The organism is Haloarcula sp. S1AR25-4, from assembly GCF_031624555.1.
Classification (GTDB): Archaea; Halobacteriota; Halobacteria; order Halobacteriales; family Haloarculaceae; genus Haloarcula; species Haloarcula pellucida.
This window is the reverse complement of record NZ_JAMQOR010000002.1, coordinates 130,303-143,366: the sequence shown is the minus strand read 5'-3', so window position 1 is coordinate 143,366 and position 13,064 is coordinate 130,303. Positions and strand designations below refer to the sequence as shown.

Here is a 13,064-nt window from a genome sequence, read left to right as displayed (position 1 = left end):
TCGCGAACGCCACTGTTAGGGTGTCCCCTACTTGATTGTCACGTATGACCTGTATCGGGTTCCTGTCCGTCGCACCGGTCGTCGAAGAGAGCATGGCTCCCTACGTCGCCGACGCCGTCGCGGCCTTAGAGGCGTTCGACGTCGAGTACGAGACGACGCCGATGGGGACAATCATCGAGGCCGAGGACAGCGAGGAACTGTTCGCGGCGGCCCACGCCGCACACGAGGCCGTCGGCGCGCAGTCCGACCGCGTCGAGACGTTCCTGAAGATAGACGACAAGCGCGGCGTCGACCAGCGTGCGAGCGAGAAGGTCGACGCCGTCGAATCGCAACTGGGGCGGGCGGCGCGAAGCGAGCGGTCCGAAGGTGGAGATTAAAAGGCAGGCTGCCAAAGGCGGCGTATGGACAGCCTCAATCGGATGGCCACGGAACTCGTCGACGAGGCCATCGACTTCGCCGACGAACTCACGATAGACGTACACGCACTCTCTGGCGACGCCGCGGTGCTCGACTTCGGCGTCGACGTCCCCGGTGCCGTCGAGGCGGGGATGGTGCTCGCAGAGATACAGACCGCTGGGCTGGCGACGGTCCAGTCGACGATGGACACCGTCGCCGGCGCGCCGCTGACACACGTCGAACTCTCGACTGACCACCCGGCGCTGGCCCTGCTGTGTTCGCAGAAGGGTGGCTGGGAGCTCTCGGCCGACGGCTTCGAGGGCCTCGGAAGCGGCCCGGCCCGCGCGCTGGTCGCCGAGGAGGAGGCGTTCCAACGTATCGGGTATCGAGAGGAGGCCGACTTCGCGGTCCTCGCCGTCGAGACGGACCAACTGCCCGACGAAGCCGTCGCTGCACAGGTCGCAGAGCGTACCGGCGTCCCCGAGACGGGTGTGTTCCTCCCGGCGTTCTCGACGGCGAGTGTCACCGGGAGCGTCGCCGCCGCCGCCCGCGCGGCCGAACTGGCCGTCTTCCGGCTGGCCGAACTTGGCTTCGATCCCGTCTCGGTGCTCTCGGCGAACGCACGCGCCCCCGTGGCACCCGTCGCCGGCGACGAGGCGACGGCGATGGCCCGGACGACGGACGCACTGGCCTACGGCGGCGAAGTCCACCTCACCGTCGACGAGTCGTTCGACCGGTTCGAGGAGGTGGCCTCCGTGGCAGGGGCCGAGTACGGTGAACCGCTGGCGGCCGTCTTCGAGGACGCCGACTGGGACTTCGCCGACCTCCCCGTGGGGCTGTTCGGGCCGGCACAGGTCACGATCGACGTCGTCGGCGGCGAGACACACGTCGTCGGTGAGACCCGCGAGGACGTGTTGGCCGAGAGCTTCGGGCTCTGATGCGGTACAAGGTGGCCCCGCCGGCGCGGTCGCTATCGTTTCTCGCGGACGCGCGGGCGGCGATTCCGCTTGTCCCGGACGACGAGGCGGACTGCTGTCGGGCTATCCAGCGGACGACAGACGTCCCGGACCGCGAGACGGCCCGCGAGTACCTGACGTTTCTGCGAGCGCTGGGCCTCGTCGAAGAGAGCGACAGAGGGTACTACCGGACGCGGACTGCTCTGGAGCGAGACACGCTGGCGGCGGCGTTCCGAGAGAACGTCTTCGGCGCCGCCGAGGTACTGGACGTACTCGGCACCGACCCACGAACGGCCGACGACGTCTTCGAAGCCGTCCGGAACATCGTCCCCCGATGGGAGCGCGAACGCCGCGCCAACTGGGAACCCGTCTGGCGCACGCGGGTCGAACACCTGCTGGCGTGGGCGGCAGTGTTCGGGGTGGCACGGCACACGGACGCAGGCTTCGAGGCACCGTAGTGTCCCGTCGGGCATCTGGGGCGGACAGACCAGCGTCCGCTCGCGCCGACGACGTGCATATCCACGCCACGGCGAAAACGACCGACGGATAACGGCGTCGTACCTAACGGAGTCAGTCTGTGACGATATCGGTGACGGTGCCGACGCCTTTCGACCGCCCTTCGCGGAAGACGAACTTCTGGCCCTCCTCGACGAGGTACGACCGGAACTTGAACTCGACGGTGGTCTCGCCGGCGTCGCCGGGGAGGAGTTGGCCGTCTTCAGGGTGGAACGCCGCCGCTTCACTGACCGTTTCGAGGTGGACGACCGGTTCGTAGCCGTCGCCGATGCGTGTCGGGTGGTTCAGCACCATCACTTCGGCCTCGAACTCGCGGACGGGCGTCGGGTCGGCGTCCCGCGGGAGTAAAACCATCCCGCGTTCGATGTCCGCCTCGCGGACGCCTTTGAGTGCGATACCGACGATGCGGCCCGCTTTGGCCTCGTCGACCCGGTAGTAGTGCATCTCGATGGATCGGACTTCTACCTCGCGGAAGGTCCCGTCCTGCATCGGTCCTAACAGGAGTTCGTCGCCGGCTTCGACCTCGCCGGACTTGATCGTGCCCGACGCGACGGCGCCGACGCCCTGTACGTTGTACGTGCGGTCGACGTACATCCGGAACTCACCGACTTCGCCGGCCGTCTTCGGGAGCGCCTCGAACATCGCGTCGAGGGCGTCGAGGCCCGCCTGTGTGACGGCACTCGTCGTCACGACTGGGACGACGGTCTCGGATATCTCCTCGATAGCGGCCTCGATGCCGTGGCGCTCGACCCGGAGTGGCGTCTTGTCGACATCGCGGAGCGCTCGCTCGACGCTTCGCTCGACCTCGGTCACTCGTTCGTCGGGGACGAGGTCGACCTTGGTGATGGCGACGATAGTCGGGAGGTCAGTCGCCAGCAAGATGCCTAGGTGCTCCCGGGTCGTGTCGGTCACGCCGTCGTCTGCCGCGACGGTAAGCAGGCCATAATCGAGTTTCTGGCCGACCAGTCCGCGGATCGTCGTCCGGAGCCACGGTTCGTGGCCGACCGTGTCGACGAACGACACCAGTCGGTCGGACTCCTCTACGACGCGTGCGCGGTCACTTTTCCGATGTGGGTTGTCCATCCGGACCGGTCCGTCCTCGTCGAAGCCGTAGACGCCATAGGAGAGGTCCGCCGAGAGGCCGCGTTCGACCTCGTGGGGCTGGACGTCGAGGAAGCCGCGCGTGTTACCCTCGCCGTCGTCGGCCTCGCCGGTGACGAGCGACCCGACGAGCGTGGACTTGCCGTGGTCGACGTGACCGGCGGTCCCGACGACGATGTGGTCGTCGTCTTCGAGAACGGCGCCCTCTCTGACGGTGGCGACCCCGACGATGCCTTCTGGCCCGTCACCACCGCCTGCCGAGTTCGTCTCCGGGACGCCGTCTGTGCCCCACGTCTGGACGTCTTCGATGTGGGCACCGGCCTCCTCGGCCAGTAGGCTCAACACGTCCATCGACTCAGAGAACTCCTCGGGAGCGATCCCGGCGAGGCCGCCGTCGTCGGTGACGCCGACGACGTAGGTCGCTTCACCGTCGCCCGAGAGGACGCGGTGGCGAAGTTGCGCAGTCAGGGATTCGAGCCGGCCCTCCGAGAGGTGCAGATCCTCTGTGAGCCGTTCTTTGAACTCGACGCTGCCGCCCTCCTGTTCGCCGCGCTCCAGCGCGCGCCGGAGGACAGCCCGGTCGGGGCTCATGCGAGTCCGTAACGGAGGACGAGATAAAAGCCTTCCCCGGGTTTGGGGCCGCTTACCGGTGTTTTGGCGGGTGAATGGGTCTGTCTCTCACAATAGTTTCGCCCGAGGATTTATGTACGTGTACGGAACGATGCCCGGGCCGTGCCCAGACTCGCCGCACGGAACTCGCGGGCGCGCGACACCCACTCGTGCGGACGGTAGCGGGGGACTCCCGTGACGACTCCGACGATTTCCGGGTGTCGCCAGTTCGCCCCTGAAGGCCGCTACGGGCGGTACGGAGCGACGGCTTCGAGAAACCCGTCGGCGTACCGGGCTTCGGTCACCCGGTCGGCTCGCGCCTTCGCCGTCTCGTCAGCGTTGGCCACGGCGATGGCCTCCCCGGCCACGTCGAACGCCTCGGCGTCGTTCTCGGAGTCGCCGACGGCGAGGAACGACGACGGGTCCATCTCCAGTTCCGCACAGATGGCCGCCAGTCCCGTCCCCTTGTCCACGCTCGGGTCGGTGACGTGATACGCGAATCCGGTGTCGAGGACGACGAGGCCGAACTCCTCGGCCACCCGCTCCAGTGGCTCGAGCGGTTGGTTCAGACTGACGACGATCTCCGTCTCGCGCCAGCGGTTCGCCAGATCGACGGCCCCGAAGCCGAGTTCGTGTCCCAGTTCGCGGTAGGCTTCCGCGACGGCGAGACTCGCCTCGTGGTCGCCGCGCAACTGGAGTTCGTCGGTCGCCTCGACGAACACCACGCCGCCGTTCTCCGCGACGACGGTGCGTTCGATGCCGAGGAACTCACAGAGCGCGATGGGGAACGGCATCGCCTTCCCGGTGGCGATAACGACGGTTTCGGGCCACTCGCGTAACACGGGGAACACGCGCGGGTCGATGGCGCGTGACTCGTCGGTGAGCGTCCCGTCGATGTCGACGAGCAACGGCGGCGTCTCGGACATACGCCAACTGACGCCCGAGGCGGTTTGGCCGTTGCGATTACACGGGTTGGCGTCGGTCACGACCGGGGGGGTCTCCCGACCGGTTCGGCGAACCGCCGGGACACAGTTACAACCACCCGTATCAGTCGTCGGTCAGCCTCTCGTAGGCGGCTTTGACCCGTTTAAACTCGGCCTCGCTCCCGGTGTCTGTGTCGGGATGGACCTCTTTGACACGTTCTCGGTAGGCCTGCTTGACCGCTTGCTCGTCCGCGCTGGGGTCTAGTCCGAGGCGGTCGTAGGCCTCCGACGGACTGGGGCCGCTCGACTGGCGGACGCGACGGTGCTGGCGTTGCTGGGTCCGCTGTCGACGCTGCTGCTGTCGGGCCTGCTGAGCGCGTCGACCGAACCCGTCTGCACGTCGGCCGTCCCTCGGCGGGGTCCACTCCTCGCGCGGCCCGGCACCGAACCCGCCTCGACGACTCCCGCGGGACTGTGTGGCAGCGCGCCGTTCGACTCGTTCGTAGAGGTTAGCGGCCATCTTGCCGCTTAGATGGTAGTACATGACGTACGTGGAGACAGCGAACATCAGGGCCAGAAAGAGCACGGCCGGGTTCACCAGTATCCCCACCACCGTCAGCACCGCTGTCAGTACCGCGAACACCGCGGCGACGCCCGTGATGAGCCGGTCGTACTGCACGAATCGTGGTTCGGTCCACAGGACTGTAAGCGTCTCGCCTGTCGCCCCCAAGCGTTCAAGACTCCGAGCGTGCTAGAGTGTAGCATGAGCGTCTCCGGGCTCTGTGACCTGTGTGACCGGCCCGACGTCGACCACGGCTGTGACCGTTGTGGCCGACTCGTCTGTGACCGCCACTGGGACGAGACTACAGGACTGTGCGTCGAGTGTAGCGTCGAGGCCGGAAAACCGGGCGAGCGAACCGACCCCGAGAACCTGCCGGACGGCGTCGACACCTACCGGTTCTGAGCTACCGGTACTGGTTGAGTTGGGCCTTGAGTCGCTTCGCCGACTGGCCAGCCGCTTCGAAGAACTGCTCGGGCGACCCGCGGCCGGCGGCGTCTCCCGGCCCCGTCGCTCGACTGTCCGAGGCGCGTCGCGCCTCGCTATCTTCGCCGGCGAAGATGATACCCCGCGAGGAGTTCACGAGGCCGACGCCGTCGGCCAGTCCGTACTCCACGGCGGCCTCGGCGTCGCCGCCCTGCGCGCCGACACCGGGGACGAGAAACGGGATGTCGGGGACGAGTTCACGTATCTCCTCGAGTTCTTCCGGTGCGGTAGCGCCGACGACGAGGCCGACGTTCCCGTTGTCGTTCCAGCGGTCCGCGAGGTGGACGACGCGCTCGTACAGTTTCTCGCCGGAGGCCAGTTCGAGGTCCTGCAGGTCGGCGCCGCCGGGGTTCGAAGTGCGTCCGAGGACGAACACGCCCTTGTCCTCGTGCTGGAGGAACGGTTCCAGCGAGTCCCGGCCGAGGAACGGGTTGACCGTGATGGCGTCGGCGGCGGGACCGTGGTCCTCGTCCAGAATCGTCGCGTACTGCCGGGCCGTGTTCCCGATGTCGCCCCGTTTGGCGTCCAGCAGGACCGGGACGTCCTTGCCGTGGGCGTACGCGATGGTCTCCCGAAGCGCCCGCCAGCCGTCGGGGTCCTCGTAGAACGCCGCGTTGGGTTTGTAGCAGGCGGCGTGTTCGTGGGTCGCGTCGATGATTCGGCGGTTGAACTGCCAGCGCGGCAGGTCGGCGTCCTGTACCGCCTCGGGCAGGCGGTCCGGGTCCGGGTCCAGTCCCACCGAGACGACGCTATCCGCGGCCACGATGCGGTCGTGGAGGCGGTCGAAGAAGTGCATAGGTACCGCGCCGACGGCGACGGATACAAGCGTTTCCCTCTGCCGCCGCGACCGGCGTCTTCTAAAATCAACGTTGAGAATCAGACCCCGCGTCTATTTCATACCGGACGTGGAACGGTAGCTATGGATCGATCCCTCGATGTCGGGCACGTCGCGGAGACGCTCCCGGACCTGTGGCAGGCACTCGAGGACCCCCGGTTACGGCCGTTCGGACTCGTCGGCGGCGTCGGACTGCTCGCCGTCGGTGCGGTGCTCTCTCTGGCACCGACCTCTGGTACGTCTGCGTTCTGGTCGAACGCGGTCGCTGCCACGCTCGTCTTCGTCGGGGTCCCGCTCTTCTGCCTCGGCCTCGCAGCACGGGAACCCGCGTCGGACTCGTGGTTTCACATCGGTGTCGACCTCTCGACTAAACAACGCCAAGCCGTCGCTATCGGCACGTTCTGTATCACGCTCGCTCCGATAGTGATGGTTCTTGGCTCGCCACTCGGACTCAAGACCGTGGTGCTCGCGACGGCGGCGACGATGACCTTCGTCGGGTCGGCGCTGATACTCACCGGGTTCGTCGCATGGACGGCCGAAACGCTGGCGGAACCGGGGTCGAACTGACTACCCGAGTCGGTCGGCGAGGACGTCGACGAGCGCTTTGACTGCGGCGCCGCTGTGTGCGACGACGACGGCCCCGTCGTCCGCTGCTTCGACCGTGACGTCCTCGCGGCCTACGTCGACGGTCACTGGTTCGGTCAGCGTCAGGCGTGCCGTCTCGGGCGTGACGTGGACCTCGCCGAGGCGAGTTCCGTCGGCCTCGATCCCGAAGGCGAAGGCGCCACCCGGTGTCGGGTCCACGTCCGGGTCGGCGTCGACCACCGACAGCGTCCCGAGCGCACCCCGTTCCAGTCCGGTCACCTCCGAGGCGAGCAACTGGCCGATGCGTTTCCCGTCGGTGATGCGATCGTCGACCATCAGATTTCCTCCCGCGCCTCTGCGGCGATGCTCTCTACGGTGACGCCCTCGCTGCGGGCGTAGACGACCGCCGCGGCCTCCAGCGTCACGCCGAGGGTCGACTGCAGCGAGTTGATCCCGGCGACGGCCGTCTGCTTTTCGACGCCGCTCTCGACGACGGCGTCTAACACTCGTTCGAACGTCGAGCGTGACTGGAGGACCGCTTCCCCCGGGGCGAAGCCGTCCGGAATCTCGACGTTGCCGGCGTCGAACGTGACGACGAGGGCGTCGTCCTCGCGTTCGACGAGGCCCTCGCTCGCCGCGACGTCGACCAGCGACTTCGCCTGATCCGGCGAGAACCAGTTCCGGTCGAGCGACAGGGCGACGACGAACTCACTCTCGGCCATCCGGTCGGTCCCCCGCTGACGGAACGGCGCGGCCACGGCCGTCTTCAGACTCATCGTTCGGGTAACCGTCTCGCCCCCGGGTAACGATTACGATCACTGCTCTCTCACCCTATAGTAACAATTGAAACGATTCACACACCGACCGCACCGCCGTCGTGCGGTCGGGTGTGCATTGATTTTCAATGGCTACTATAGACGGCCGTTGGCCCAGCGCCGATGCGGACTCAGAACGCCCGTCATATAGCTACACACCCCGGCCGGTCATCGAACGGTTCAAGTAGCCGCTGGTTTATGAATCGGGTATGAAAGACCAGGGACGCTCCCCTCGCAAGCGCACAGGCGGTCGACGACGCCCGAACCACAAGAAGAAAAAGCACGAACTCGGCCGTGAGCCGACCGAGACGCAGGTCGGCGACCAGAAACTGAAGGTCGTCGACTCCCGCGGCAACACGCAGAAGGTCCGTGCGGTCACGACCGACGTCGCGAGCGTCGCCGACGGCGCCGAGACCATCGAGGCGACCATCGAGAACGTCGTCGAGAACCCGTCGAACCCGAACTACGCCCGCCGAAACATCATCACGAAGGGCGCTATCGTCGAGACCTCCGAAGGCGAGGCCCGCGTCACCTCCCGCCCCGGGCAGGACGGACAGGTCAACGCTGTTCTCGTCGAGTAACCACTCTCCGAGCATTCTCCCGCATCCGACGGCCCGATACCGACTGGTACGTCAGGAGAGTCCTCGCGCTGCGAACCGTTGACGGCGGCTGGTGCAGGGCCGCCGTCGAGGTGACGTGCTCGAATCGACTGACGAAGTAGTGGCTGGTTGGGTGCCAACAGCACGTCACCGAGAACTACACAATCGGTCATGATAAAGAGCTAGGGCGGGTACCACGCGGTCACAGCGAGTGCTGCCGTGGACACGGTAGTGGTACGTACCGATATATACGGCTATTATAAAGCATCTAACTGGGATCCACCGTCCTGACTGGTAAGGCCAACCCAAGCGGTGGCTACTCGCACATGGTACTGCAACCGACACTGAACCCGACCATCGACGCCTCGCACCGACGCATCGACAGCGGCCAGTGGGACGACATCTACGTCGTCGGCGACGTTCACGGCTGTCGAGGAACGCTGGAGCAGTTGCTCGACGAACTCGACCCGGATCTCGACGACCTCGTCGTCTTCGTCGGTGACCTCGTCAGGAAGGGACCGGACAGCAAGGGCGTCCTCGATATCGTCCGCGACCGTCCGAACCTCGTCAGCGTTCGGGGCAACAACGAGCAGAAACTCGTCGACGGTCGCAAGACCATCGACGCGCTCACCGACGACGACGTGGCGTACGTCGAGTCGATGCCTGCGGCCGTCTCGTGGGACGACACACTCGTGGTCCACGGCGGCGTCGACCACCGGAAACCGCTGGTCGAACACTCCCTAACCGAACTGCTGAACAACCGCTCGCTCGTTCCCGACGCGAGTTACGAGCGACCGTACTGGTTCGAGACGCGGCGGGAGACCCCGCGCGTGTTCTTCGGCCACACCGTCCTCGCCGATCCGTTCGTCAGCGACTACGCCGTCGGACTCGACACCGGGTGCGTCTACGGCGGGCAGTTGACCGCATACGACTACCGCGCCGACGAACTGATCTCGGTCGACCCGCCGGAGACGTACGTCTCGCGCTCGTCTGACAGCATCGTGGAGCCACGACTTGCGTCGCCGACAGATCAATGACAGCGGAGGAAACTCTCGACATCTCGCCGTACGAGCCAGCTAGCGTCGATCTCTCGGACCCGGACCTGTACCTCAATCGCGAACTGAGCGAACTCGCCTTCCAGCGCCGGGTGCTCCACGAGGCCCTCGACGACCGGAACCCGCTCTTAGAGCGAGTTCGGTTTCTCTCTATCGTCACCCGGAATCTGGACGAGTTCGTCATGAAGCGCATCGGCGGCCTGAAACAACAGGTGGAGGCGGGCGTCACCGAGCGAACGGCCGACGGACGGACTCCGAAAGAACAGTGGGCGGAAGCCCACGAAACGCTCGGGCCGATGCTCACCAAACAGGCCAACTGCTACAGCGAGATGCTCCGCCCGGCGCTCGCCGAGGCGGGTATCGACGTCCTCGACTACGACGACCTGAACGCGGCCGAACGCACGGAGATGCGTGAGTACTTCGAGGAGTCCGTCCTGCCGACGCTGACGCCGCTCTCGTTCGACCCTGCCCACCCGTTCCCGTTCATCTCGAACCGGTCGCTCTCGCTCGCGGTGTTGACCCGACGACCCGACAGCGACGACCCGACGTTCACTCGCATCAAGATCCCGCCGAACCGGCCCCGACTCGTCCAGCTCGGCGACGACTCGCGGTACGTTCTCGTCGAGGACGTGGTTCGGCACAATCTCGACCTCCTCCTCCCGAACGTCGATATCGTGGACACGGCGCTGTTCCGCCTGACCCGTAACGCCGAGGTCCGGCGCAACGAGGAGGTCGCAGAGGACCTCATCGACATGATAGAGGAGGTGCTCGAACAGCGCCGCTTCGCCAGCGTCGTCAGGATGGAGATAGAGAGCGACGCGCACCCGCGTATCCGCGCGACCCTACGGAACCAACTCGACCTCGACGAGCGCGAGATATACGACCTCGACGGACCGCTCGACTACCGGGAGTTCGCGTCGCTGACGGACCTCGAACGACCGGATCTCAAACTGGAGTCGTGGACGCCACAGCCACACCCACGGCTTCGGGACCGCCGACCCGCGGCCTTCGAACGCGACGAACACGACCACCACCAGAGCGTCTTCGACGACATCGACGAGGGCGACATCCTGTTGCACCACCCGTACCACGACTTCGGGGACACCGTCCAGCGGTTCCTGAGCGAAGCCGCCAACGACCCCGACGTCCTCGCGGTGAAGGCGGCGATCTACCGGACCGCGAGCGACTCGCAGATCATCCAGTCGCTCATCGAGGCCGCCAAGAACGGCAAGCAGGTGGCCGTGATGGTCGAACTGAAGGCCCGCTTCGACGAGCAGAACAACCTCGAATGGGTCCGTAGACTAGAGGAAAACGGTATCCACGTGGCCTACGGCACCATCGGGCTGAAGACCCACACGAAGACGGCGCTGGTGGTCCGCGACGCCGAGGACGGCGTCAACCTCTACTCCCACGTCGGGACCGGCAACTACCACTCCGAGACGGCAAAGGGGTACGTAGACCTCGGCCTGTTGACGGCCGACCGCGACGTCGGGCAGGACCTCGTCACGCTGTTCAACTTCTTCACCGGGCCGGGACTGGACGAGGAGTTCAGGAAACTACTCATCGCGCCGGTGACGATGCGACCCGAGTTCACTCGGTGCATCCGACGGGAGGCCCAACACGCACAGGCCGGTCGGCCCGCCCGCATCGTGGCGAAGGTTAACGGACTGGAAGACCCCGACATCGTCGCAGAACTGTACCGGGCGTCGATGGCGGGGGTCGACATCGACCTCATCGTCCGCGACATCTGCCGACTTCGGCCGGGACTGGAAGACGTCAGCGAGAACATCACGGTCCACTCGGTCGTGGGACGGTTCCTCGAACACTCTCGCGTCTTCTACTTCGAGAACGGCGCACGCGCCACGGACTGTGAGACGACCGGCCCGGAGTACTACATCGGGAGCGCCGACTGGATGACTCGGAACCTCGACTATCGCGTCGAGGCGGTCACGCCGGTCGAAGACCCCGCTATTCGTCGGCAGTTGCGCTTCGTACTGGCGCTCATGCTGGCGGACAACCGCAAACGCTGGACGATGAACGCCGACGGAAGCTACGACCAGCAGTATCCGAAAGACGGCGAGGCCGTCGTCAACACGCAGGAGATTCTGATGCGTGAGACGCTGAAAGCGAGTCGCCGGGAGGACGCCGAGACGGGGATACTCGCGGACTACCCGGTCGACAGCGACCTCCTCGTCCAAGCGAGTCGTGGCGAGAGCGAAAGCGCGGGGACGGCGTCCGCTGACCGGACGGACGCGCCGGTCCAGAGTTTCGATGGCGGACAGTTGCTCTCGGACCCGCTCGACCGCTATCCTGAGAAGTGGTACCGACCAGACAGCGACGTCTACGACTACGCCGTCCGGACACCGGACGGTGAGCGGCGATACCTGAAAACGAGAGACGGCGTGGCGTCGCTGCTGGAACGACTCTACGACTAGGGGCGCGGGGCTGCTTTCTGGAGCGCGCTCTCGGCGATGTTACCGCCGTAGTCGGCCGTCCGGGAGAGGGAGTCGACGACGCGGCCGAGAATCTGGGCGCTCTGTGGGTCCTGTTCTCGGACGTCGGTATCGACTTCCCGGGCCGTCTCGTCGACGCTGGGTATCTGGCTGCGTGCCTCGTTCGCCAGTTCGACGGCGTCGTCGGAACTCTCAGCGAGGAGTGCGTCCATCGCCGTCTCCGAGACGGAGGTCGCTTCCTGCTCTAGCTGTCGGAGCAACTCGGCCGTCTCGCCGGTGATCTCGCCGATCTCCTGGGACAGGCCGGCTATCTTCGTCGCGTGGTCGGCGATGCGTTCCAGTTGCCGGGCGCTGGACTGGTAGTCGAACACCGTCTCGCGGGGGAACCCGATCTCGTTGGCCGCCGTCGGGTTCCGGAGGACCGTCCGAAACACCCGAGAGACCATGTACCAGAGGCGGTCGACGTCGTCGTCGCGTTGCATCACGTCCGCTGCGAGGTCGTCGTCGTCCTCGATGAGCGCCTCGACGGCGTCCGAGAGCATCGTCAGCGAGACCAACCGCATCCGAGTGATGGCGTTGTGGACCGACAGTTCCGAGGAGTCGAGGAGGTCCTGTAACACGACGCGGTCGGACGTCTCCTCGATGACTTCCAGCCCCACGAGCCCCTGTGTCGCGTCCCGGATGATACGCCGCTGTTCGGCGGTGATACGTGGTGCTTCGAGGCGGATGACGTCGAATCCACTGACGTACATCGTCATCACCGCACGCGTGAGTTCGTGTTTGTTGTCCAGACCGCCCACGTCAAGCGTCCCCTCGACTCTGTCGTCGTCTCGCTTCGGTGCGAGCAACAACAGGTCCTCTTCGGCGTGGAACTCGACGACGCTGCCAGCGCTCACGTCGTTCTCTGTCGCCCAGTCTTTCGGGAGCGAGACGGTGTACGTCGAACCACCAGTCACCTGCACCTTGCGGGTCTCCATGTACGTCCGTATCAGCCCCCCTTTGACATAAATCCACCCCCATCTATATATCCGGAAAATATTTCACCTTCAACGGGACGAATGCCATCCTGAAGGGCTCTATAGTCGTTTTCTACCTCCGAGCGCGTTCCCACAACTGGTTTCAGAACGCCCGTCGAGAGTCGCGCGCTACCGGCAGAATTCCGCTGTTAGACGTATA

Annotated in this window: 15 protein-coding genes; 8 read left to right on the top strand and 7 right to left on the bottom strand. The window is 65.8% G+C overall.

Annotated features, from left to right (window positions below; translation table 11 throughout):
- The first annotated feature begins 44 nt into the window (after positions 1-44).
- From NDI85_RS09375 to NDI85_RS09365, 3 genes are read left to right on the top strand one after another with little or no spacing between them, the layout of a single operon-like run.
- Positions 45-377, top strand: a complete 333-nt coding sequence (locus tag NDI85_RS09375; protein ID WP_188998564.1) for an MTH1187 family thiamine-binding protein — start codon at positions 45-47, stop codon at positions 375-377.
- Between the two features lie 24 nt (positions 378-401).
- Positions 402-1,334 carry a methenyltetrahydromethanopterin cyclohydrolase gene (mch, locus tag NDI85_RS09370; protein ID WP_188998561.1) on the top strand — a complete coding sequence of 311 codons (933 nt, stop codon included), beginning with the start codon at positions 402-404 and terminating at the stop codon, positions 1,332-1,334.
- Positions 1,334-1,810, top strand: coding sequence for a hypothetical protein (locus NDI85_RS09365; protein WP_310915610.1), 477 nt, complete (start codon positions 1,334-1,336; stop codon positions 1,808-1,810). Before mch ends, NDI85_RS09365 begins: the two co-directional genes overlap by 1 nt.
- Positions 1,811-1,922: 112 nt before the next feature.
- Here NDI85_RS09365 and NDI85_RS09360 read toward each other — a convergent pair whose 3' ends face one another.
- The 3 genes from NDI85_RS09360 to NDI85_RS09350 all read right to left on the bottom strand — a co-directional run bounded on the left by NDI85_RS09360 (position 1,923) and on the right by NDI85_RS09350 (position 5,180).
- The gene (locus tag NDI85_RS09360) at positions 1,923-3,560 is read right to left on the bottom strand and encodes a GTPBP1 family GTP-binding protein (RefSeq protein WP_188998553.1); all 1,638 of its coding nucleotides are present in this window, start codon (positions 3,558-3,560) and stop codon (positions 1,923-1,925) included.
- 263 nt (positions 3,561-3,823) lie between these two features.
- Positions 3,824-4,504 (bottom strand): phosphoglycolate phosphatase, encoded by a 681-nt coding sequence (locus tag NDI85_RS09355; RefSeq protein ID WP_188998550.1) that lies wholly within the window; start codon positions 4,502-4,504, stop codon positions 3,824-3,826.
- Between the two features lie 121 nt (positions 4,505-4,625).
- Positions 4,626-5,180, bottom strand: coding sequence for a J domain-containing protein (locus tag NDI85_RS09350; protein WP_166971514.1), 555 nt, complete (start codon positions 5,178-5,180; stop codon positions 4,626-4,628).
- Between the two features lie 84 nt (positions 5,181-5,264).
- Here NDI85_RS09350 and NDI85_RS09345 point away from each other — a divergent pair, with 84 nt between their 5' ends.
- Positions 5,265-5,465: a hypothetical protein gene (locus NDI85_RS09345; RefSeq protein WP_166971512.1), complete on the top strand. Its 201-nt coding sequence runs from the start codon at positions 5,265-5,267 to the stop codon at positions 5,463-5,465.
- Between the two features lies 1 nt (position 5,466).
- Here the strand turns inward: NDI85_RS09345 and pyrF are convergent, their stop codons facing one another.
- On the bottom strand, positions 5,467-6,342 hold the full coding sequence (gene pyrF / locus NDI85_RS09340) for an orotidine-5'-phosphate decarboxylase (protein WP_188998547.1): 876 nt from the start codon (positions 6,340-6,342) through the stop codon (positions 5,467-5,469).
- 123 nt (positions 6,343-6,465) lie between these two features.
- On the opposite strand from pyrF, the gene NDI85_RS09335 reads away from it, so the two are divergent.
- Entirely contained in the window at positions 6,466-6,948 is a 483-nt protein-coding gene (locus NDI85_RS09335; RefSeq protein ID WP_310915609.1) for a hypothetical protein, read from the top strand.
- On the opposite strand, the gene NDI85_RS09330 is transcribed toward NDI85_RS09335, so the two are convergent.
- Both NDI85_RS09330 and NDI85_RS09325 read right to left on the bottom strand, forming a co-directional pair.
- Positions 6,949-7,302 carry a hypothetical protein gene (locus NDI85_RS09330; protein WP_310915608.1) on the bottom strand — a complete coding sequence of 118 codons (354 nt, stop codon included), beginning with the start codon at positions 7,300-7,302 and terminating at the stop codon, positions 6,949-6,951. It abuts the gene before it with no gap.
- Positions 7,302-7,742, bottom strand: coding sequence for a DUF2240 family protein (locus NDI85_RS09325; RefSeq protein WP_310915607.1), 441 nt, complete (start codon positions 7,740-7,742; stop codon positions 7,302-7,304). Before NDI85_RS09325 ends, NDI85_RS09330 begins: the two co-directional genes overlap by 1 nt.
- A gap of 248 nt (positions 7,743-7,990) precedes the next feature.
- On the opposite strand from NDI85_RS09325, the gene NDI85_RS09320 reads away from it, so the two are divergent.
- The 3 genes from NDI85_RS09320 to ppk1 all read left to right on the top strand — a co-directional run bounded on the left by NDI85_RS09320 (position 7,991) and on the right by ppk1 (position 11,870).
- A complete protein-coding gene (locus NDI85_RS09320; RefSeq protein ID WP_188998534.1) occupies positions 7,991-8,362 on the top strand; it encodes a 30S ribosomal protein S8e in 372 nt (123 codons plus the stop codon).
- A 344-nt stretch (positions 8,363-8,706) separates the two neighbouring features.
- Positions 8,707-9,417, top strand: a complete 711-nt coding sequence (locus NDI85_RS09315) for a metallophosphoesterase family protein (protein ID WP_310915606.1) — start codon at positions 8,707-8,709, stop codon at positions 9,415-9,417.
- Positions 9,414-11,870 carry a polyphosphate kinase 1 gene (gene ppk1, locus NDI85_RS09310; protein ID WP_310915605.1) on the top strand — a complete coding sequence of 819 codons (2,457 nt, stop codon included), beginning with the start codon at positions 9,414-9,416 and terminating at the stop codon, positions 11,868-11,870. Before NDI85_RS09315 ends, ppk1 begins: the two co-directional genes overlap by 4 nt.
- On the opposite strand, the gene NDI85_RS09305 is transcribed toward ppk1, so the two are convergent.
- Positions 11,867-12,865 (bottom strand): phosphate uptake regulator PhoU, encoded by a 999-nt coding sequence (locus NDI85_RS09305; RefSeq protein WP_166971495.1) that lies wholly within the window; start codon positions 12,863-12,865, stop codon positions 11,867-11,869. The two genes, ppk1 and NDI85_RS09305, sit on opposite strands and share 4 nt — an antisense overlap.
- Positions 12,866-13,064: the final 199 nt, after the last annotated feature.

What these genes read in the sequence shown, in the direction of transcription:
- NDI85_RS09375 (WP_188998564.1), top strand. Translation starts at nt 45, where the DNA reads ATGACCTGTATCGGGTTCCTGTCCGTCGCACCGGTCGTCGAAGAGAGC.
- mch (WP_188998561.1), top strand. Translation starts at nt 402, where the DNA reads ATGGACAGCCTCAATCGGATGGCCACGGAACTCGTCGACGAGGCCATC.
- NDI85_RS09365 (WP_310915610.1), top strand. Translation starts at nt 1,334, where the DNA reads ATGCGGTACAAGGTGGCCCCGCCGGCGCGGTCGCTATCGTTTCTCGCG.
- NDI85_RS09360 (WP_188998553.1), bottom strand. Translation starts at nt 3,560, where the DNA reads ATGAGCCCCGACCGGGCTGTCCTCCGGCGCGCGCTGGAGCGCGGCGAA.
- NDI85_RS09355 (WP_188998550.1), bottom strand. Translation starts at nt 4,504, where the DNA reads ATGTCCGAGACGCCGCCGTTGCTCGTCGACATCGACGGGACGCTCACC.
- NDI85_RS09345 (WP_166971512.1), top strand. Translation starts at nt 5,265, where the DNA reads ATGAGCGTCTCCGGGCTCTGTGACCTGTGTGACCGGCCCGACGTCGAC.
- pyrF (WP_188998547.1), bottom strand. Translation starts at nt 6,342, where the DNA reads ATGCACTTCTTCGACCGCCTCCACGACCGCATCGTGGCCGCGGATAGC.
- NDI85_RS09335 (WP_310915609.1), top strand. Translation starts at nt 6,466, where the DNA reads ATGGATCGATCCCTCGATGTCGGGCACGTCGCGGAGACGCTCCCGGAC.
- NDI85_RS09330 (WP_310915608.1), bottom strand. Translation starts at nt 7,302, where the DNA reads ATGGTCGACGATCGCATCACCGACGGGAAACGCATCGGCCAGTTGCTC.
- NDI85_RS09325 (WP_310915607.1), bottom strand. Translation starts at nt 7,742, where the DNA reads ATGAGTCTGAAGACGGCCGTGGCCGCGCCGTTCCGTCAGCGGGGGACC.
- NDI85_RS09320 (WP_188998534.1), top strand. Translation starts at nt 7,991, where the DNA reads ATGAAAGACCAGGGACGCTCCCCTCGCAAGCGCACAGGCGGTCGACGA.
- NDI85_RS09315 (WP_310915606.1), top strand. Translation starts at nt 8,707, where the DNA reads ATGGTACTGCAACCGACACTGAACCCGACCATCGACGCCTCGCACCGA.
- ppk1 (WP_310915605.1), top strand. Translation starts at nt 9,414, where the DNA reads ATGACAGCGGAGGAAACTCTCGACATCTCGCCGTACGAGCCAGCTAGC.
- NDI85_RS09305 (WP_166971495.1), bottom strand. Translation starts at nt 12,865, where the DNA reads ATGGAGACCCGCAAGGTGCAGGTGACTGGTGGTTCGACGTACACCGTC.